General features: G+C 70.9%; 13 protein-coding genes. 3 read left to right on the forward strand and 10 right to left on the reverse strand.

From position 1 onward, the window contains the following. Positions 1-3 precede the first annotated feature (3 nt). The 3 genes from BLT19_RS01340 (at position 4) to BLT19_RS01350 (ending at position 3,283) form a co-directional block, all read left to right on the forward strand. Positions 4-1,758, forward strand: coding sequence for a cation:proton antiporter (locus tag BLT19_RS01340; RefSeq protein ID WP_091485225.1), 1,755 nt, complete (start codon positions 4-6; stop codon positions 1,756-1,758). A gap of 23 nt (positions 1,759-1,781) precedes the next feature. Continuing rightward, positions 1,782-2,210 (forward strand): recombinase family protein, encoded by a 429-nt coding sequence (locus tag BLT19_RS01345; protein ID WP_091485228.1) that lies wholly within the window; start codon positions 1,782-1,784, stop codon positions 2,208-2,210. A gap of 101 nt (positions 2,211-2,311) precedes the next feature. Continuing rightward, complete coding sequence (locus BLT19_RS01350; RefSeq protein ID WP_091485230.1) at positions 2,312-3,283, forward strand: IS481 family transposase; 972 nt, start codon at positions 2,312-2,314, stop codon at positions 3,281-3,283. Here BLT19_RS01350 and BLT19_RS01355 read toward each other — a convergent pair. Genes BLT19_RS01355 through BLT19_RS01400 form a run of 10 tightly spaced genes read right to left on the reverse strand, consistent with a single transcriptional unit; the run spans position 3,280 to position 21,257 of the window. Beyond that, on the reverse strand, positions 3,280-5,640 hold the full coding sequence (locus tag BLT19_RS01355) for an acyltransferase family protein (RefSeq protein ID WP_231917735.1): 2,361 nt from the start codon (positions 5,638-5,640) through the stop codon (positions 3,280-3,282). The two genes, BLT19_RS01350 and BLT19_RS01355, sit on opposite strands and share 4 nt — an antisense overlap. Beyond that, on the reverse strand, positions 5,637-6,389 hold the full coding sequence (locus BLT19_RS01360) for an FHA domain-containing protein (RefSeq protein ID WP_407939803.1): 753 nt from the start codon (positions 6,387-6,389) through the stop codon (positions 5,637-5,639). The genes BLT19_RS01355 and BLT19_RS01360 overlap by 4 nt, the downstream gene beginning before the upstream one ends. Then, positions 6,377-8,035, reverse strand: coding sequence for a serine/threonine-protein kinase (locus BLT19_RS01365; RefSeq protein ID WP_172825571.1), 1,659 nt, complete (start codon positions 8,033-8,035; stop codon positions 6,377-6,379). Before BLT19_RS01365 ends, BLT19_RS01360 begins: the two co-directional genes overlap by 13 nt. Positions 8,036-8,052: 17 nt before the next feature. Next, positions 8,053-9,387: an FHA domain-containing protein gene (locus BLT19_RS01370; RefSeq protein WP_091485235.1), complete on the reverse strand. Its 1,335-nt coding sequence runs from the start codon at positions 9,385-9,387 to the stop codon at positions 8,053-8,055. Continuing rightward, the gene (locus BLT19_RS01375) at positions 9,387-10,238 is read right to left on the reverse strand and encodes a PP2C family protein-serine/threonine phosphatase (RefSeq protein WP_091485237.1); all 852 of its coding nucleotides are present in this window, start codon (positions 10,236-10,238) and stop codon (positions 9,387-9,389) included. Before BLT19_RS01375 ends, BLT19_RS01370 begins: the two co-directional genes overlap by 1 nt. Beyond that, complete coding sequence (locus BLT19_RS01380) at positions 10,235-10,582, reverse strand: FHA domain-containing protein (RefSeq protein WP_091485239.1); 348 nt, start codon at positions 10,580-10,582, stop codon at positions 10,235-10,237. The genes BLT19_RS01375 and BLT19_RS01380 overlap by 4 nt, the downstream gene beginning before the upstream one ends. Continuing rightward, a complete protein-coding gene (locus BLT19_RS01385; protein WP_091485241.1) occupies positions 10,579-12,894 on the reverse strand; it encodes a transglutaminase-like domain-containing protein in 2,316 nt (771 codons plus the stop codon). Before BLT19_RS01385 ends, BLT19_RS01380 begins: the two co-directional genes overlap by 4 nt. Next, positions 12,891-14,144 (reverse strand): DUF58 domain-containing protein, encoded by a 1,254-nt coding sequence (locus BLT19_RS01390; RefSeq protein ID WP_091485244.1) that lies wholly within the window; start codon positions 14,142-14,144, stop codon positions 12,891-12,893. The genes BLT19_RS01385 and BLT19_RS01390 overlap by 4 nt, the downstream gene beginning before the upstream one ends. Next, on the reverse strand, positions 14,144-15,115 hold the full coding sequence (locus tag BLT19_RS01395; RefSeq protein ID WP_091485247.1) for an AAA family ATPase: 972 nt from the start codon (positions 15,113-15,115) through the stop codon (positions 14,144-14,146). Before BLT19_RS01395 ends, BLT19_RS01390 begins: the two co-directional genes overlap by 1 nt. Positions 15,116-15,167: 52 nt before the next feature. Next, the gene (locus tag BLT19_RS01400; RefSeq protein WP_091485249.1) at positions 15,168-21,257 is read right to left on the reverse strand and encodes an Ig-like domain-containing protein; all 6,090 of its coding nucleotides are present in this window, start codon (positions 21,255-21,257) and stop codon (positions 15,168-15,170) included. Positions 21,258-21,356: the final 99 nt, after the last annotated feature.

The following is a 21,356-nucleotide window of genomic DNA, read 5'->3' on the forward strand; positions in this document are numbered from 1 at the left end:
GCGATGGAGTTCCTGCTCGTCGCCGTCGTCGGCGTCGTCGTCGTCGCGCTCGTCTCGGCCCTCGCGCCGCGACTGGGCATCGCGGGTCCGCTCGCGCTGGTCGCGATCGGCATCGCCGTGAGCTTCCTGCCGTTCATCCCGGCGTTCGAGGTCGACCCGGAGATCATCCTGGTCGGCGTGCTCCCGCCGCTCCTGTACTCGGCGGCCGTCTCCCTCCCGGCGATCGAGTTCCGCCGCGACTTCCGGCCGATCGCCGGGCTGTCGATCGTCCTCGTGCTCCTGAGCACGGCGGCGCTGGCGGCGTTCTTCGTGCTCGTGATCCCCGGGATCGATCTCCCCCTCGCAGTCGCGCTCGGCGCGATCCTCTCGCCCACCGACGCCGTGGCCACCTCGATCGCCAAGCGCCTGGGGATCTCACCGCGCGTGATCACGATGCTCGACGGCGAAAGCCTGCTCAACGATGCGACCGCCCTGGTGCTCCTGCGCACCGCGATCGCGGCCATCGCGATCGGCAGCGTGTCGGTGGGCGCGGCGGTGTGGTCCTTCGTCTGGGGCGTGCTGATCGCACTGGTCATCGGGGCGGCCGTCGGTCTGATCGCACTCCGCGTGCGCACGTGGGTGTCGCATTCGGCGGCCAACACCGCCATCAGCTTCGTCGTGCCGTTCGTCGCGTACCTGCCGACCGAGGAACTCGGCGGGTCGGGCCTGGTCGCGGCCGTGGTCGCCGGGATCGTCACCGGTCAGGGCGCGGTGCGCTGGTTCACCCCTGAGCAGCGCATGTCGGACGAACTGAACTGGCGGACCGTCGAGCTGATCCTCGAGGGCGCGGTGTTCCTCCTGATGGGGCTGGAGCTGAAGGAGATCGTCCGAGCCAACGTCGAGGACCATGAAGGCCTCTGGCACGCGGGGTGGCTGGCCGCCAGTGCGCTGGCGATCATCCTGCTGGTGCGCGCCGCGTACGTCTCGGTGCTCATCGCCGTGCAGAGTCGCAGCGCCCGGCGCATGGACCGGTCCCGATTGGAGAGCTTCAACGACCGCATCGATCAGGTCGCCGCGGGCACGACCTACCCGAGCGGGGCTGACCGGCCGACGCCGCCCGGCAAGGTCGGGCGGCCGCCGTCGCCGGACCAGGTCGAGCGACGCGTCACGATGATGCGGCGCCGGGTCAGCACGGCCCTCGCCGACCTGGACTACTACCAGGCCTCGCCGCTGGGGTGGAAGCACGGCACGGTCATCGTCTGGGCGGGGATGCGCGGGGTGGTGACGCTCGCCGCCGCACAGACCCTGCCGGAGGGGCCCCTGCAGGCGCTGCTGGTGTTCGTCGCCTTCCTCGTCGCTGTCGGCGGACTCATGCTCCAGGGCCTGACCCTGCCGTGGGTGGTGCGGATGCTGGGGCTCGATGACTCCGGCTCGGCGGGGCCGAGTCAGGCGGAGCAGGATCGGCTCGATGCGCAGCTGCGGGCCGCGGCGGCAGCGGCGATGGGGGACCCCGCGCTGGTGCGCACGAGCGGTGAGCCGTTCCCGGCCGGCTTCCTGGAGAGGATCGTCGAGCGGTACTCGCAGGCGCCCGACGATGAGAACACCACGATGGCGAAGGACGGGATGCAGCTGCGTCTGGTGGCGATCGCGGCGATGCGCGTGCGTTTGAACGAGCTCTCATCGGGCGGCGCCTTCAGCACAGCCGCACTGCGCCGCGCCCTGGCCGAGCTGGACGCCGACCAGCTCAGCCTGGAGCTGCGCCTGGATGATCAGAACTGAGCCGCGTGGGCGAGAATGGACCCATGACGGATCTGACCAGCCCGATCCACGTGCCGCACGCCGCCGCCGAGTGCCCGGAGTGCTTCACCGAGCTGCAGCGCGACCGTGACTGGTGGCTGGCCCGTCCCGTCGGTTCCCGTCTCGTCGGGCTCGTCATCTCGCGCGAGGACATGCCCAGCGTGACCGAGCAGCGCGACGAGCTGACGCGCTTCGGCGTGCCGATCGAGGGGTTCCGCCATCCCGCGCCGGAGACCCTCGAGTCGTGGGAAGCCCGGCTGGTCCGCCTGTTCGGCACGCTGCGAAACGGCGACGTGCTGGTCGTGAGCACGGTCCACGCACTCGGCCGCGACATCGACGAGGAGACCCGGACGGTCGCCGAGCTGCACCGCCGCGGTGTCGTGGTCAAGGTGCTCAGCCACGGCGGCCGGCATCTGTTCGACGCCGGCCGCTGAGCGCTAGATGTACTGACCCGGATCGTTGTTGACGTAGGAGAGACCTCCGGGGTCGAGTTGGAGCTGTCTAGTTCTTCAGCTCGAACGCACGGAGGTCTCTCTTGTCTCACGCTAATGCCCGGCTGACTCCGGCCGGCAGGTTGATCATGGTCCAGCGGATCCAGTCGGGGCGGCCGGTCGCGCATGTCGCCGCGGAGATGGGCGTCTCCCGTACGGCCGCGTGGCGGTGGTGGCGGCGTTTCCGGGACGCCGGCGTGGCCGGGTTGCAGGATCGCTCCAGCGTCGCCCACGCTCATCCGCGGCGGACGGGGTCGTGTCAGGAGACGCGGGTGCGGATCATGCGGGAACTGACCCGCCGCGGCCCGGTCTTCATCGGTGCGCGGCTCGGGATGCACGCGTCCGTGGTCGGGCGGGTGCTGCGCCGCCATCAGGTTCCGCTGCTGCGGGACCTTGACCCGGTCACCGGCACGGTGATCAAAGCCTCACGACGGTCCGCGAACCGGTACGAACATGCTCATCCGGGCTCGCTGATCCATGTTGATGTGAAGAAGCTCGGCCGAATCCCGGACGGCGGTGGATGGCGTGCCCACGGCCGCAGCGAGAAGGTCCGCGGCCGCGGGATCGGCTACGACTACGTGCACGCCGCGATCGATGACCACTCCCGTCTCGCGTACCTCGAGATCCACGCAGACGAACGCGGGACGACGTGCGCGGGCTTCCTGGAACGAGCGATCGCGTTCTACGCCTCGCTCGGCGTCACCGTCGAACGAGTCATCACCGACAACGCGTTCGCGTACCGGAAATCGGTCGCCTTCAGAGACGTGTTCACCGCTCACGGCATCAAACAGAAGTTCATCCGCCCGCACTGCCCCTGGACAAACGGCAAAGTCGAGCGACTGAACCGCACCCTCGCAACCGAATGGGCATACTCCCAACCCTGGAACTCAAACGCCGACCGCGCTGCGGCCTTGCCAGCCTGGCTCGACCACTACAACCTAGACAGAGCCCACCTCGGCATCGGAGGCAAAACGCCCATCGACCGAATCAACAACGGTCGAGGCCAGTACAGCTAGAAGAGCCCGAGCGCCAGCAGGTCGGCCCGCAGGATCGGCGCGATGTGCTCTGCGTACGCCACGGTGAGGTGGGTCGCGTCGTAGCGGATGGGCAGCGTGCCCGCGAAGGCCGGACACACCTCCTGGACGCACGTGAACGGCAGTGCGTCCACGACCCACCCCCCGGTCGCCGACGCTACGGCCGCAGCGGCCGCCTGCATGTCATGCCACGTGGGCTCGACTGCGCTGAGGCAGGCGGACGGCGCGGTCACCGGCGAGTAGCAGCGCGCCAGATCCGCGCCGTGCGGCGGCGGGGACAGATACACGACACCCGCGCTCGCGGCGTAGGAGCCGACCTCGGCCTGGGTCGCAGAGATCAGATCACCCGCGCTGAGGTCGCGCCCGTCGACTGCGTGGCCGAGCGTGTAGGCATTGGCCACGACCACCAGATCGGCGGGGCTTGCGGCGATCATCTCCCTGACGTCGCGCTTGCGCTGCGGGCACGCGGCGACGACGGACGGATCGCTGTTGTCGACCAGGACATCGGTGAAGCGGCATCCGTACAGGCCCACCGTCGTGATCCGCCACGCGCCGCCGCTGCCCTCGGCGATCGCCTTGAAGGCGGGCGCGTAGGCCATGGCACTGGAGTCGCCCACGAGGTACATGTGCCGTGGTGCGTCGGCGCTCCCCCACGTGCACCGATCGAGGTCGGGCGATTCTTCGGGCACGAAGCAGTCGCGCGCCGGGTTGTCGCTCGAGGAACGGGCGAGCACCTGATCGAGGGTCGGATCCAGCTGCGGCCAGGATGTGGCCGTGATCGCGCTGGACAGCTCCGCCTGCACGGCGGCGACCGGATCGCTCGTGCCCGGATTATCCGGGGCGGCGTCCGGTCCGGATCCCACACCCGCGAACGGCGCGAGGGTGAGCTGCAGGACCAGCAGCACAGCGCCCGCGCCCACGCCGAGCACGGCTGCGGAGATCCCGATCTGCGTTCCGAACCGGGCCCGCCATGCGGTCCACGGCGGAATCGTCTCCGGCGGTTCGGCGGCCGCCGGGGCGGTTCGAGTCGCCGGAAAGGCATCCGGTGCCGCGGTCGCCACCGCTGCCCGGCCGACCGGTCGCTGCGCCGGCGGTCGCGAGCCGGGGTAGTAGCGGGTTCCCGGCGTCCAGCCGGCGGGTCGGGTCGACAGCGTCGGAGCGGGGGGAACGGCTCGCGAGGCGGGGGGCTGTGTCGTGACCGGCCGGGCACTTGCGGCGGTCGCCGGCTCGCTCGTCCCGGTCAGCCACGGCGAGCGGTGGATCGGCTGCTCGAGCATGAAGTACGTGGTGACGCTCAGCAGGGCGATCACGAGCAGGACGACCCCGGTCGTGACCGCGCCGGCCGGCAGCAGCACCGCGGCGAAGACGATCACCGGGAAATGCCAGAGGTACAGCGAATACGAGACGTCGCCGACGAAGACGCTGATCGGATTCGTGAGCGGGAAGAGGTGCCCCCGCCACGCGTGGATGCGAAGACCTCCGGCGATCACCATCGCCGTCGCGATCACAGGCAGCAGCGCCCACGGAGCCGGGAAGGGCATCGTGTCGGGATCGATGACGAGGAACGCCCCGATCACCCCGGCGAGCCCGACCCACGCGAGCAGCGAACCGAGCACCGCCGGCATCCGCACCAGCACCGGGCTCGCGACCGCGAGGAGCGCTCCGGCGGCGAGCTCCCACGCACGCGTCGCGGTGGAGAAGTAGGCCACCGTCGGGTCCGCCGCCGTCTGCACGAAGGCCCACCCGAGGGAGGCGCCGGCGACCAGCAGGGCCATGGTCCCCACCGTTGCGCGGACGCGCCGGCGCCGGCGCACGATGGCGGCTGTGAGGAGAACGGCCAGCATGATGAGCCCAGGCCACACCACGTAGAACTGCTCTTCGACCGACAGCGTCCAGAAGTGCTGCAGCGGCGAGACGGCATCGGCGGCGTGGAAGTAGTCGGTGCCCTGCGCGGCGAACCGCCAGTTCGAGACCAGGAGGGCGGCGGCGATCGCGTCGCCCAGCGTCTGGTCGGCGCGTGGCCGGTTGAACACGGCGAACGCCGTCATCGTGACGACCACGAGGACCAGGAGGGCGGCGGGAAGGATGCGCCGAACACGGCGCGCGTAGAACCGACGCAGGGAGATCCGGCCGTGGAGTGCGAGCTCGCGCAGCAGCAGGTCGGTGATCAGGAAGCCGGACACGACGAAGAAGACGTCCACGCCGACGAATCCGCCGCGCGGCCAGCCCACGACGTGCGCGGACACCACCGCGAGCACCGCGATCGCGCGGAGGCCCTGGATGTCGCGGCGCGGCACGGAGCGGGCAGCGCCGGCACCTGCGGGAGCGGCCGCGCTCACAGGTCGGCGTGTACGACGTCGTCGCCGGAGGGCTGCTCCTCGTCGAGCAGGTCGAGGTCTTCGCGTGTGACCAGCCTCGTCGAGACCGCGTGCTCGACCAGGCGCGCCCGCCGGTTCGTCGCGAACGAGCGCACTCCGCCGCGCAGCCCCGGCACGCCGCTGCGGTCGAGCTTGTCGCAGACGTTGTCGAGCTTGCGGTTGAAGCGCGTCAGCGTCCAGCCCAGGCGCTCCGCGGCCTGCGCAGAGGTCGGCAGTTCGCTGCGCCCTGTCCCGTCACGGCGAAGCACGGGCTCGGCGAGCGCGAGGATCATCAGTCGCTGACTCGGGGTGAGCGGGATCTCGCCGATCGTGCTCTGACCGTCCGCTTCGTCCACGCGCGGCGTCTCGCGGAACGCCGGCGCGGAAAGGCGCAGGGTGAGGTCGTAGGTCGTCGGGCCGGCGCTGAAGACCACCGAGGTCGCGGCGAACACCAGCGGCAGGCGCGCGCCGGGCGCCAGCCATGCCTGCACACGCCCTCCGGAATCGGTCACCGTCGCCGAGAGGCGGCTGCCGACGTTGGAGAGCAGCCACAAGCCCTCCACCTTCTCGATGACGAGGAAGTGGCGGTGCAGGAACAGATTGTCGTCGATCGCGAGGTCGCCCTCCCGACCGACGGTGAAGGTGTCGCCCGGCGCGACGACGAACTCCTCACCGGCGAAATCGACGACCAGCGCATCCGGCGCGCCGCCCGGCGCGGTCACGGGACGCACTCGCGGACGGGGTCGGAATACTGCCCGCTCGTGCGCACGATCAGCACCTCGATGCAGGTCTGACCGGAGGGATCGGCCGGCACCGTGACCGTCGGGGCATCCACCTGCTGCAGCGCCGGCTCCTCGTCTGCGCGGGTGACCAGACCCCATGCGTAGCGATCGCCGTCGGCCGGGTTCGGGTTCTGCCACGTGAACAGCACGCCCTCCGCAGTGGCGGTGCCGCTGAGGCCGGTCGGCGCCGAGACGCCGCCGGCGATCGGGTTCATCGGCTCGGCCGTCTCGGCCGCGGTCGGCGCCGGCGAAGCGGTCGTCGCCGAGTTCAGGAGTCCCGACAGCGAGATCGCCAGGACGACGCCGATGACGGCGGCCGCAGCGACCGCACCCAGCGTCGCCCACAACGCGGTGCGGCGGCGCGTGGGGGTGGATGCTGCAGTGGAAGGCGCGGGAACCGCGGCCGGAACGCGATCGTCGGCTGCCGGCGGCACATGCGCCGGCGCGCGCCGGATCGTCGCCGCGGCCTCGGTGGCGACCTCTATCGCGTTCGAGCGTGCGGAGATGTGCGCTCCGGCACCGGAGTCCGAGCGACGGGTGTCGTCGATCTGTGCTCGCAGGACCGTCGCGGAGCCGTCAGGCTCGGTCGGCTCGACCTTCGGCCCGACATCCGGCACCACCTGCGTCGTCGCTGCGTTCGGACGCGTCTGACCGGCCGCGGGTGCCGTCTCGGGACTGATGCTCACCACGCCGCGCACGCGGGTGAGCCCGTCGTCCTCGTCGACCGGTGCCCCGGCTTCGAGATGGTCGTCGAGGATGTCGATCGGCGTCACCGAATGCGACAGCTCGATCTGCACGGTCTGCAGTGCGCGCGCGAAGGCGAGCGCGCTGTCGTACCGGTCGGCGGACGACTTCGACATGGCGCGCTCGAGCGCGTGCTGCAGCGACGCCGGGGAGTCCGGTCGGTCAAGGGGCGCCACCGCCATCGTCTCGATGCGCTGGATGAGGTCGGCGCCATTGTTGCGCTGCCCCTCGAGCTCGAACGGCGAGCGGCCGGCCAGCAGCGAGTACACCGTCGCGCCGAGCGCCCACACGTCGGAGCGCGGGTCGCTGCGCGGTTCGTCGGCGAAGGACTCCGGTGGCGACCACGGGATCGACAAGCCCGCCGATTCGGCTGCGGCGCTCGTCGTCGACGCGATGCCGAAGTCGGTGAGGGCCGGACGGTTGTATTCGGTGACGAGGATGTTCGCCGGCTTGATGTCGCGGTGCAGCACCCCGGCGCGGTGCGCGGTCTCGACGGCGGCGGCCACCTGGATGCCGACCCGCAGCGACTCCGCGACGGAGAACCGCTCGCGCCGGTACCGCACCTGCAGGTTCGGTTTGGGGCAGTACTCCATCACCAGGTACGGACGGCCGTCGTCGGCGACGCCGGCCTGGTAGATCGTGACGATGGCCGGATGCGTGGAGAGCATCGCCATCACGTTCGCCTCCGCGGTGAACTCGTCCACCGACGTGGTCGAGATGCGGTCGGCGAGGAGCACCTTCACCGCGACGCGCCGGCGTGGCAGGAGCTGCTCGTACAGGTACACGTCCGCGAACCCGCCGGAGCCCAGCAGATCGAGGTAGGTGAACCCACGCAGATCGGGCGGGGTCATCGGTGCGCGCTTGACGTTCACCCGACTCCCTCGGTCGCGACGATCTCCACCGTCACGGCATCGCCGAGATCGACGACGTCGCCGGGGACCACGACGGTCGGCTCGCCTGGGTGCAGGCGCATCGGATCAACGCCTGCGCGATGCAGGGTCGTGCCGTTCGTGGTGTGCAGGTCGGTCGCCACGATGCTGTCGCCCTCGACGCGGAACTCGACATGGCTGCGTGAAATGTCCTGCTGCGGGCTGTCCACGGCGACCAGATGCGGCAGGTCGGTCCCGGTGACGCGCGTCGAACGGGGACGACGACCGATGACGACCGTGCGGTCCAGGAGCAGCTCCTGCCCCGTCGACAGGCGCAGACGCCCCGGTGCCGCTGGTCGCGGCGGGGCGAGCGACGGCGGCGCCGAGTCGAGGGGGACGGGCGACTGGATCGACGGGTCGCCGCCCTGCGCTGCGCGCAGCGCGCGGGCCTCCGCCACCGAGATCGTCTCGCCGTCGTGATCGCCGGCCACCTCGGGCGCGCGTGCGACGGTCGCCCCCCACAGCGCGTCGAGCCCTGACTGCGGTCCCGATGAGAAAGGAGCCTCCTCGGCGGCGAGCGTCGAGTCGGCCGGCAGGAGGGTGTCGCCGTCCGGGATGGTGAGCGCGCTCGGAATCGAATCGATCAGGAAGCCGGGAGGGGCGACCGGCTGCTCCGGGGCGGCCGGCTGCGGATCCGCAGCGGCGGACTGCGCCACCGGCGCGGCCTGCAGCGCAGGCGCGGCGGGCCCCGCCGACGGGGCGCGCGTGTCGTCGGGGAGCGGCCCGCGGACCGGCTGCGGCGCACCGGCCGAGATGCGGGGCACGACCGGCGCGATCGGAGCGCGCGTCTCGCCGCCCGGAGTGGACCCGGTGCGCTGTTGCTGCGCGCCGTCGAGGTGCCAGTCCACCGTCGAACCCAGCACCACGCCGTCCGCGATCGGAAGGACGGCGGGTTCGCCGTCGCCGTCCGCGGTATCCACGTGGACCGACAAGACGTCCTCGAGCACCCGCTCACTCCAGGTGGTGACCCCGGCGCCGCTGATCGTCTCGGTTCCCGTCGCGGTGACGACCCGGACGGACATGTCGCCGCGGACGGCCAGGCGGACCGAACCGCTCTCGGACAACGCGACCGCGAATGGCGGGATCGCGGCCAGCGACGTGCCGAAGGCGCCGGTGAGCCCTTCCAAGACGCCGGCCAGTCCGCGCCCCGCCGAGACGTCCTCCCAGACTCGGGACGCCAGCGTCGGTGGCGCATCGCCGCCGACCACGACGAGCCCAGACCCGGTCACGATCACCGCCGCGCCACCTCGGGAATACCGCACCGATCCCGCCATCAGCTCGTCCCCCCTGCTGCTACGCGGGGCCGGGTGTCGCTGTCGATGTCGTCGGTCGCGGCATCCGCCCCTCCTGGCAACGTATCGCGCTCGGGCGTGCGCTGGTCGCGTGCGCGGACCTGGAGGGCGTCGACGACGATCGCCGTGATGTTGTCCCGGCCGCCACGCAGCATCGCCTCGTGGACCAGGCGCGTCGCCGCGGCCTGCGGGTCCGATTCCGCACGCAGCACGGCCTCGATCGCAGCGCGGTCGAGCTCGCCGGAGAGCCCGTCCGAGCAGATGAGGATGCGATCGCCCTCGTCGGCGGGAATCAGCCAGTAGTCGGCCTGCGCATCGCTCCCGCCGCCGATCGCGCGGGTGATGACGTTGCGCCGTGTGTCGATCGCGGCGGACGCCTCGTCGAGCTCGCCGCTGTCGATGAGCTCCTGCACGACCGAATGGTCGACGCTGATCTGCTCGAGCACGTCCTCGCTCAGGCGATAGGTGCGGGAGTCACCCAGGTTGAGAGCAAGCCAGTAGCCCTCGCCCTCGATGCTGGCCACCACCACTCCGGACAGCGTCGTGCCCGCGCCGGCGCCGTCGCCGAGCGGCAGCTCGGCCACCCGTCGCCGAGCGTGGCGGAGCGAGAGCTGCACGTCTTCGATCGTGAGAGCGGGCAGTCCGGCGAGGCGCGCGAACTCCTCGATCACCGCGGCACTGGCCACCTCGCCGGCCTGGTGGCCGCCCATCCCGTCGGCGACCAGGAACAGGGGTGCGGCGGCGAGGAACGAATCTTCGTTCACGCGGCGGCGCAGACCCGCATCGGTCGCTGCGCCGTGCGCGACCACGATCGGCGGCTGCGGCCGGCTCATGCGAGGCTCACCATCACGCTGCGATCTCCGAACTCGAGGCGGTCGCCCGGCCGCAGGCTGGTCTGGGCGCCGGCGATCAGCCGGTGCCGGATGCCGTCGCGCACGAGCACGCTGCCGTTCTTCGAATACCGATCGACGATGAACACTCCGGCGTCGTCCGACCCGACCTCGAAATGCGTCTTCGACAGGGACAGGGTCTCATCGCGCACGACCACGCGCACCGTGCCCGGCTCGGTGGCCGGATCGCGCCCGAAGACGGTGCGGACGTAGACGGCGATGCGCGTGCCGTCGTCCCAGGTCAGGACGGCGGCGACGCTCGGAGCGAGCATACCCTGCGCCGTCATCCGGGCGCCTTCGGGTTGCGGGCGAATCGGGTCCCCGCCAGCAGGGAGCGGAGGCTGAACCGGGCGCGCAGACGCTTCCACCTCGATCGACCGGTGCCCATCGAGCCGACGATCTCGTCGACCTGCTTCCAGAACTCGGCCACGTCGTCGGGGCTCGGCTCGCTCGGGCCGAACACCTCGGCATCCGCCCGAATCGCGAGGGTGCCGACCGCGGGCTGTGCGAACGCGGCACTGAGCAGCTGGGCTTCCTCACTGCGCGTCCCGCCGGGACGGATCGGCGTGCCGTAGTCGGTCGCACGATCGACGACCTCCTCCCACCCTCCGGTGATCCGATCCCAGGCCCGCTCCGCATCACGGCGACGGCGACGGCGAGCGGCCTTCACCGCGGCGATGAGAATGAACGGCGCAGCCAGGAGCGCCAGCACGCCCAGCGAACCCAGGGCGATCCCGATGATCGGGAGCCACGCCAGCGCACCGGCATCCTCCTCGTCCTCGGATTCCCGGTCATCGGGGACGATCGGCGGCAAGTCGACCGGCTCCTGCTCGGGCGGCGGCGGCTGCAGCACCTGCGGCTTGGGGTCGGCGCGGGGCTTCGTCGTCTGCTCGTTGGGCAGCTGGTCCTCGGGCGGTGTGGGGTCGAACGGCACCCAGCCGGCGTCCTCGAAGGCGACCTCGACCCATGCGTGGAGGCTGTCCCCGGTCGCTGTGAACACGCCGTCGCCGGACTGCCCTTCGTCGGGATAGAAGCCCATCACCACGCGTGCCGGAATGCCGATCTCGCCTGCCAGCAGCGCCATCGAGGTCGCGTACTGCTCATCGTCGCCGACCATCTGCTCCGAGCCGAACAGGGTCGCGATGCGCTGCGCGCCGTGGCCCGCGCGGGAGAGCGCCTCGCCCTCGAGCCCGTGGCTGAAGAACCCGTCGCGCGAGAGCATCGTCTGGAGGGCACGGACCTGCTCGACCGGGGTCGTCGCATCGGCGACCGCCTTCGAGGCGATGTCGGCGAGGCCTTCCGGTGCATCTTCGGAGCGCGGCATCTTCACCGGCGCGAACGCCTGATCGGCCAGCTGCCCGTCATCGGGGACGGAAGGGATGACGGTCGAGATCGTGTACGCGTCCCCCGCCTGCAGCCGAGAGGTCACGACCGCCGTTCCAGTCGCTTCGTTGTAGTGCGTCGTGCGGCGCAGGTCGTCGGCCCGATCGCCTTCGAACTCGACGCTGGTGACCGCGCCGGCATCCGGCATCCACACGCTGCTGTAGTCCTCGACCTCGAACCGGATCGATACGGGTGCTCCCTCGGCGTCGGCGGACATGTTGCTGCGCACCGGGGTGAAGGCACTCGACGAGTCGGCGCCCTCGTCCGAGACGTTGAACACGGTGCCGTTGTAGGCGTCCATCGTCGCCACGCGCACCCGCGCGTCCTCGGGCAGGCCAGAGACGGTGAACAGGGGATCCTCCGCGCTGTCGCGGACGTACCCGCGGAAGGCCTGCAACGGGCTCGGGTACTCGCGGATGTCGAACGGCGGGATCACGACGTCGCGCAGCACGTAGCGCGGGCCCGTCGGTGCGGCGAACGCGTTCGTGGCGACCCCGGCGAGCACGGCGACGGCGACGATGAGCCCCCCTGCTGTCAGCCGGCGCGATGTCGCAGCGCCCGTGGCGGAACGCTCGCCGCCCAGAGAGACGACCGTGGATGCCGGCGCCCAGGCCTGACGCACCGCCAGCCAGGCGACCGCCACCACGGCGAAGACGACACCCTGGAGAAGGGGAGCCGCCGGCTGCGAGGTGCCGATGGCGATCTGGATCGCCAGGAACACCGCGACCGGCAGAAGCGCCCACGCCGCGTGCCGCGCCCGCAGGGCGAGGCACCCGGCGAGCACCGCGGCAAGGAGCGAGAGGATCATCGGGACGACGAGATGGCCATCGGATGCCGCGACCGGCGCCACGGTGGTCAGAAGCTGCTTCCAGGACGTGACGGCGCCCAGCGCCAGCTGCCCGAGGGTGTCCAGCGTCGGAATGACCCCGGCCAGAGCGGTGTGCGGCAGCGCGAGCGCGGCGCCGAACACGAAGTACGCGAGCACGGTCACGCCCGAGATCAGCAGCACACCCCAGCGGAACAGGGCACCGGCCGACGCGATCGCCAGGCCGAGGGCCGCGCCGCCGAGCGCCGCGATCAGGTAGCCCGGTCCGTCGAACGTCGGCCAGAAGCCGGCGATGGGAACGGCCAGCAGCAGCGCGATGGCGGTGAGGTCGAGGATCCAGCGGCGTGCCGGGAGCGCCTGGCGTGCTGCCGGCTGCGCGGGACCGCTCATGCGAGAACCTTCCGCAGTGCTCCGGCGAGCTGATCCAGCGCGCCGACGGTGACGACGTCGGCCTCGCCGATCCGGCGCAGCGACGGGGTCGCGCCGGTTTCGGCGACCACAGCCAGCACCCGGGCGCCGAACGGCAGCCGCGAGCATGCGACGCGCAGCTGCTCAGCGCTCGTCCGGCTGCCGCACACCAGCACGACCACGCTGGCCAGGGCCAGGTCCGCGCCGACGACGCCCGCGAGTTCGACGATGCTCCCCTCGCGCGGGGAGGAGTGCTGCAGACCCGACAGCGAATCGAGGAACTGCTTGCCGCTGCCTGCCGGGAGCGCCCTGCCCTGCACGCGCACCTCCACCCGCTGCGAGTCGCGCAGCGCACGCAGCCCGAGCGATCCGGCCGCCGAGATCGCCAGCTCGAACTCCTCGGGCTCGCGGTAGTCGGCGGGCTGACGCGACAGGGCGATCACGAAGTGCGATCGACGCGTCTCCTCGTACTGGCGGACCATCACCGTGCCCGTGCGGGCGGTCGACTTCCAGTGCACGTGGCGCAGGTCATCCCCCGGGTGGTACTCGCGCAGGGCATGGAAGGAGACATCATCCGGAGACAGATCGGTGGCGGGAAGGCCCTCGAGGTCGCGAAGGAACCCCAGCGACTGCCCGTCGAAGAGCACGGTGCGGGGATGAACGAAGAGGTCTACCGGCGCGTCGCGGCGATGGAAGCGCTCGAACAGCCCGAGCGGATCGCCGCGCAGCACGGCGACCGGGCCGACCTGCAGGATGCCGCGCTTCTGCGTCGGAATCGCGAACAGCTCCTCCACCGAGTCGCCGGCGGCGAGACGGCCCACGTCGAACACGCCTCGCCCTGCGCCGACCGGCAGGACGACGCGGGACGGAAGGATGGCGCGGGAGCCGCCGTTGGCCAGGGTCAGCGCGCCGATGGCCCGCTCGCCGACGACGACCCGGGTCCGGTTCAGATCCAGCGTCACCTCGTAGGCCGTGCGGCCGATGAGGAACAGGGTGCAGAGGGCGAGGACCGCGGTGATGACCACGGCGGCGATGACCAGTTCACGCCAGCCGAGGATCAGCCCGCCGAGCCACAGCCCGAGTGCGGCTGCCAGGAGCACCCAGGTGATCGGGCGGGCGATCGAGGCGATCGAGCGCGCGCGACGGCCGAGCCGGGAGAGCAGATCTCCCGCCCGCTCCGCCGCTGTGCCCTCCACAGCAGCGGCAGGAGGCGCCGCCACGTGCGTCGTCATCAGGCCGCGGACCTCGCCTGCGGCGCGGCGACGCCCGCGAGGACGCGGGAGATGACCGTGTCGGGGGTGATGCCGGAGAATTCGGCCTCCGGGTCCAGGACCAGTCGGTGGGTCCAGACCGGCGCCGCGAGCAGCTTGATGTCATCGGGGATGACGAAGTGCCGGCCGTGCACGGCCGCCCACACCTTGGCCATCCGGATCATCGCGAGCGACCCGCGGACCGAGACGCCGACGCGCGCCGCCGGATCAGTGCGAGTGGCCTCGGCCAGCTCGGCGGTGTAGCGCAGCACGGACGGCTCGACGAACACTGTGGCGGCGAGATCGGCCATGTCGGCCACCGCCCCGGTGGTGATGATCGCCGAGAGGCGCGCCGACGGGTTGCGGTCGGAGGCGCCAGCGAGGATCCGCTCCGCGACGGCGAGGTCGGGGTAGCCGATCGAGGTCTTGATGAGGAAGCGGTCCAGCTGCGCCTCGGGCAGCTTGTAGGTCCCCGCCTGCTCGATCGGGTTCTGCGTCGCGATCACCAGGAACGGGCGCCCGACCTCGTGCGTGACGCCGTCGACGGTGACGCGGGACTCCTCCATGACCTCCAGGAGCGAGGACTGGGTCTTCGGAGAGGCGCGGTTGATCTCGTCGGCCAGAACGATCGAGGCGAAGACCGGACCGCGATGGAACTCGAAGCGGTGTGCGGCCTGGTCGTAGATCGTCACGCCGGTCACGTCGGAGGGCAGCAGGTCTGGCGTGAACTGGATGCGGCTGCTCGTGCCCTGGACCGTCGCCGCGAGCGCCTTGGCGAGGCTCGTCTTGCCGGTTCCCGGGGCATCCTCCAGCAGCACGTGTCCCTCGGCGAGCATCGCGGCCAGCACGAGGCTGACGACCTCGGGTTTGCCGATCAGCGCCTGGTCGACGTTGTCGACGAGGCGCGCGAAGGTGCCCTGGAACCAGGCTGCCTGTTCGGGGGTCATCGTCATGTGTGTCGTCTCTCCTTGGGTGGTCTTTCTCGTCGATCGCGCGACGGCCCGGTCAGTACCAGGTGATTCGCTGCGATTCGCCCCAGCCTTCGATGATGAGCCATGCCTGGCGCCCAGGGTTGCCGTAGAAGCAGCCCATCTGCACGGTCATGTTGCCGCTGAGGTCGTACCGGCGTCCGCCGAACACGCCGCCGTTGTCGTCCGCGCAGCGGACCATGTAGTTGCCGGCCGGGAAGTTCTCGACCGTCAGCGTCATGTAGGCGCAGCTGGGCGTATCGCACTGGCCGGGCCAGCTGCCGGAGGCGCCCTTACCGGCGCGTGCGGTGACCGGCGGCGGATCGTTGGTCCGCGCCGACGCGGAGGCTACCTGCGACGTCTGGTTCTCTGAGTCGATCGCACGGACCTGGATGCTCCACGTCTGTTGATAGCCATTGCCGACCACCCGCGATCCGCCGGAGGCACCGACGTTCTCCCAGCCTCCGCCGTTGATGTTGATCTCCAGGCGCGTGATCGGGCGCCCGTTGAGTCCGGGCGCCGACCACCCGACGGTGACACTCGTGCCGTTGTTGGTCGCCGACGCTCCGGGGGTGTTCACGGGTCCGAAGGGCGCGACGCCGGGTGAGCCGGCGGATGCTGGGCCCTCATAGGTGACGCCGTCGAGCGCCGTCACGGCGCGCACCGAGATCGAGTAGGTCCCGTTGTTGTCGACCTGCCCGTTGCCGATCACACCCGACGTGGTCGTGCCGCCGCCGCTGACCCAATCGTCGCGCCAGCCGCCTGCTCCGACCTGGTACTGGTAGCGGATCTCGCCGGCGTTCGCGCCGTTGCCTTCAGCCGCGCCGTAGGTCACCGACACCTGGTTGTTCCCCGGCGTGGCCGACGGCGTTCCCGGAGCTCCCGGAGGGAGGAAGGCGCGCCGCGGTGCCGACGGCGCCGAGACGGCGCCCCACCCGGCCTTGTTCTGGGCCCGGACGGTGAAGGTGTAGTCGGAGGTCGACGCATCGATCGCGAGCGCCTGCGAGGTCTGGCCTGCCGGGACGGACACCGTCCGCACCGAGGATCCCCCGCGCAGGACGTTCAGTTCGTACCCCGAGATGGAATCGCCGTTGTTGGCGGGCGGGGTCCAATTGACCTGCATCTGCGCCTGCGAGCCCACCGGGTCCAGTCGCGCCGTCGACGGGGCCGCGGGCGCTGCCGGCGGGGCCGCGGGAACCATGTTCGCCGACCACACGCTCCACGTGGACGGTTCCGGCGCGCGGTTGTGCGCGCGTACCCGCACCTGGTACGACGCGCCGTTCTCCAAGCCCTCCCACACCAGCGAGTTGCCGGTGACGCCGGTCTTCTGCGCCACGCCAGACGGTGGGGCCGGAGAGATCTCCAGGCTGAAGGTCTCCACCGGCGAACCCGGGGTGGTCGGGGTGACCCACGAGACCTGCAGACTGCGGTCGCCGAAGACCAGCGTCGGCGGCTGCGGAGTGTCGGGGCGGGCGTCCGGTCGCGCGGTCTGCGACGCCGGCGACGGGTCGGATTCGTTCACCCGGTTCGTGGCCGTCACGACGAAGCTGTACTCGACGTTGTTGGTCAGCCCGTCCAGGGTGCACGTCGTGGAGGCGCAGGTCTTTGTGTAGCCGCCGGCGAGCGAACGAACGGTGTACTTCTCGATCGCAGCCCCGTTGTCGGCCGGCGGCGTCCAGGACAGGACGACCGTTCGGTCCTGGACGCTGGAGACGATCGGCGTGCCGGGGGCATCGGGCTTGCCCTGGACCGTGAGCCGGATGCGGCCTTCGGCCTCGCGGTCGACGTCGCCGGTCGCGTCCTGGATGCGGTAGCGCACCACCATGGTGCCGAAGAACGTCGAGGCGGGGGTCACTCGCACCTGGTCGCCGACGACGTCGACCTCGCCCTGGCCGGTCTCCGTGATGGCGGTGGTGACCTTCAGCGCGGTCTCCGGGAACGGGTTGAAGTCGTTCGCGAGCACCGGCACGCTGACCGGCTTGCCCTGCGGCGCCTCTGCCACGGTGTCGTCGTTCGCGGTGGGCATCGCGCGGGTCGACGCGGTCACCCGCACCGTGACGGAACCCTCGATGGGCGGGGTCGTGCCGTCGTCGATGCGGATCGCGAGGGTCGCCGTCGTCCCCTTCGCCGTGTTCGAGGCCGCGCTGACGGTGAGTCGCTTGCCGTCGATGTTCGCCGACAGCCCGGCCGGCGCGCCGCCGACGAGGCCGTACCGCATCTTCGGCAGGTCTTCGGGGTCAGGATCGGCCGTCAGGGCGCCCAGATCCAGTGATGCCGGGTCCTCTCCCGGGGCGACATCGATCTGTCCGGCGGTGAAGGTGGGCGGCTGGTTCTCGGGCGTGAGCACCGTGATCGGCAGCGTCAGGACGGCTTTGCGACCTTCGGGGTCGTCGGGGCCCGTGCCGTCGGTCACCTCGAACGTGATCGCGTCCTGGCCGAAGTATCCGGCGGAGGAGGTGTAGACGAGAGTGCCCTGGTCCTTGACCAGCGCCGCGCCGTCGGAGTGGACGGCGGCGACCTTGGCCGCTTCGGTGATCACGACCTTCTTGCCGCCGGAGGCGCGGACGTACGTGGACAGCGGGATCTCGACGGTCTCGCCGCTGGCGACCTGGATCGGCTTCGCGCTCGCGTTGAGCGTCGGCGGCAGTGAGCCCAGCGAAGGCACGTGGACGAAGGCGGACGCCACGAGCGCGTCGCGATCGGTGACCGTATAGGTGATCAGCTGCGCCGCCTCGCCCAGCGTGACCCGCAGCTTCCCGTCGGGCAGGACGCGCGCGACGCCGGCGGTGACCTGGACCTCGAGAGCGCTCGCGGTGCCGTCGGGGTCCTCGTCGTTGGCGAGGACTTCGACGTCGACGGTGTCCTCCTCGACGTCCTCCGCCCGCACCCGGTCGTCACGGGCGATCGGGCCGAGCAGCGGCACGTCCTCGTCGACGGTGATCTGCAGGACCGCGCTCGCCTCGGCGCCGCGGTCGTCGACGATCGTGTACTGCACCGAGGTCTGCGTCGGCTCGTCCGGCGAGGTGACGACCACCCGGCCGCTCTGCACCTTCGCCGAGAGTCCCGCGACGTCCGGCACGACGAGGCCGTCGCTCACGAGGGAGATGCGATCGCCGTCGGGATCGGAGTCGTTCAGCAGCACGGACACCGCGACGGTTCGACCGGGCCGCATGATGACGGAGTCCTTCACCGCATACGGGGCCTGGTTGGTCGACTCGGGTGGAGCGATGCCGAGCCGGATGGGCGCGGTCGCCTCCTTGCCGAGGTTGTCGCGCACGCGGTAGGTGAAGACGTCGAGCCCCGACGAGTCCTGGAACGCCTCGTAGACGAGGAAGTTGGGGCCGGTCTCGAGGATGCGTCCCTTGGCCGGCGCTGAGGCGAGCCCGAGCAGCTCGACCGAATCGCCGTCCTGGTCGATTCCGTCCAGCGGCACGGCGATCTGGACGCGCTGGCCCGCCAGGACCCGCGCGGTCAGGTCGCGCGGGCGCGGTGCGGAGTTGGTGTCGGCGTTGACCGGCAGCACCTGGATCGTGACGTAGCCGGCGTCTCGCTGACCGGTGCTGTCCACGGCCTCGTACGTCGCGTAGACGGTCCCGGGCTCGGTCCCGGCGCGGAAGCGCAGGGTGTCCTGCGAGACGAACAGGTCGCCGTCCTCCGGATCCACCAGCGGCGGGATGAGGTCGGGAGCCACGTGGATCGTGTCGCCGTTCGGGTGGTAGTCGTTCTCCAGCACCGGGATCGTGACGATGTCGCCGGCGCGGACGACGACCTGGTCGTCGTTGGCGACCGGCGGGCGCAGCTTCGGCGGTGCCGGCACCGGGATGACGATGACCTCGCCCTCGGCGGTGTCGGTGCCGTTGGAGATCCGGTACGTGATGCGCACCTGCTCGCCCAGCGCCGCCTGATCGCTGATGCGGAGGGTCTCGTGATTGAGGACCGCGACCGCGATGCCCGAGTTCGGCGGCAGCGTGACGGACTGGACGACGAGGATGCCGCCGGCCGGATCGCTGTCGTTGGTCAGGACGTTCACGAGCACCTCGCCACCGCTGGGCAGCAGCGCGACATCACGGACGGCGACCGGCGGCAGCGTAGTGTCGCTCTCCGCCTGGACGTCGATGCGCACGATTCCCGGGACGGCGTTCGCCCCCGCAGAGACCAGGTACTGCACGTAGTAGACGGCGGGGATCTCGGACGAGAACGAGAACGTCTTGTTCGCGAAGTCCGGGACGACGGTGGCGCCTTCGACCTCGTCCACACGCGTGAGCCGCAGGGGCTCGCTGCTGGAGCTGGTGTCATTGGCGAGCGGGGCGACCGTGACGGTCTGCCCGGCGCGCACCACGTAGTGGTCGGCGTTGGTGACCGGAACGGTCGAGCCGACCGGGCGCACATCGAAGCGGACGATGCCCTCGGTCACCTTGTCGCCGTCCGAGACGATGATCGGGACGTCCTTGCGTCCCTGCGTGATGCCGATCGCCCGGTAGGTGATACGGCCGTCCGAGGTGAAGTCGGCCTCGTCGCCCTCGGCCGGCGCCACGGAACCGAGGAAGATGTCGTCGCCGTCCGGGTCGATCCAGTCCGGCAGCACGTTGTACGAGACGGTGCCGCCGGCTTCCACGGTCACCGTCGTGATGCGCTTCTGCGTCGGCCCGGCGTTCGTGTCCCAGTCGTGCACGTTCAACCGCACGGTCGCCGTCGCGGTCCCCTCGCGGCCGTCGTCGATCTCATAGACGAACGAGTCGCTGCCCGAGGCATCCTCGGGCAGCGCGATCTGGAGGGCCGCGCCGTTGTTAATGGGCTGTACGACGCCCAGCGACGGATCGCCGTCGGGGAGGGATGCTGTGAGCACGTCGCCATCGGCATCGCTGTCGTTGTCGAGCACGGGCAGCACGGTGGTCCGGCCGGGCCGGACGCCGAACTCGTCATCGGTGGCGATCGGCGGGCTGTTGACGTCGGTGCGCTCCGGGAGCGTCGTCTCGACCGTCTCCTCGGTCGTCTGCTCGTCCTCTTCGGCGTCGCCCTCCGGCGGCGTGATCTCGTTCCAGTTGTCCACGCGCTGCATGCTGTCGCTGGCCATCCAGGCCGCGCCGCCGATGATGTCGTTGAGCACCACGACGTCACGGTTCACTCGGAACTGCAGCACCGTCTCCGCATCGACGCCGTCGATGTCGCTCTCGAGGTCATCCGCGTCGCCGATGCAGTCGCGGACGAACTTCGCCGATCCGGACCACGCGGCGTACGTGCACCCCTTGAGGAACACCGGAGCCGCGGCGTCGCCCGAGGCGCCGGCGGCGATCTCGGAGATCTCGGACCCGTCCAAGGGCACGCGTACGAGCGCGTCGGACGTGGCGATGCTCACCGCATCCGAGACGGTCGACGGCTGCTGCAGCACCGCGGCATCGCCGCCGGGGACCTCGAGCGTGCGGCCGTCCGAGGTGAGGACGATGCCCGCGTCCGCGTCCAGCACCACGGCCGTGGAACCGACGGCCGTGACGTTCACCTCGCCCTTGCCCTCGAGATCGTCGAGCGATCGGGTCTGGGGGTCGGTTGCCTGCCCGGCCTCCAGCCGGACCGTGACGAGCTGCTTGTCCTCGGCAGAGACCGCGTAGACCGTGCCGTCCACGCCCACCGTGACATCGGCGCCCTCGCCGAGCGAGGAGATCGGGTCGGTGCCCTGCACCTCGAACGAGCCGACCTCGTCCGCCGCGGTCACCCACAGGTCACCGGAGCTCGGATCGAGGATCGCGACGGTGGAGCCGCCGAGCGCGACGTCGGCGCCCGCGGGGATCTCGGCCGAATCGGTCAGCGCCACCATGGCCGGATCGACTGCGGTCAGGGAGCCGTCGGTGTTGTCCACGACGAAGACCGACGAGCCGGACTGCAGGATGTCGAAGCTGTCACTGGTGGTGCGGAGTCCGCCGTCGAGGACCTGCGACTCGTGGTTGAAGTGCCCGACGAGCAGGCTGGACTGCTTGGTCACCCAGACGCCGCCGTCGTGCAGATCGACTTCGGTGGTGGGGAATCCCTGGTAGACGAAGGCCATCGTCGTCAGGGTCACCGCGGCCACGGTCACGGCGCTCGTGGATGCGACGGCTCGTGGGTGCGCTCGAAGCCATTGGAACGACTTCATGACAATCTCCGGCCTCCCCGCGCGGGCGTTCGGACAGCCTACCTTGGCCAAAACGGCAGTCCTAACGAGCGTGATGGGGAGCAATACCCATGTCCGGGC

It is taken from the genome of Microbacterium pygmaeum (assembly GCF_900100885.1).
Lineage (GTDB): Bacteria > Actinomycetota > Actinomycetes > Actinomycetales > Microbacteriaceae > Microbacterium > Microbacterium pygmaeum.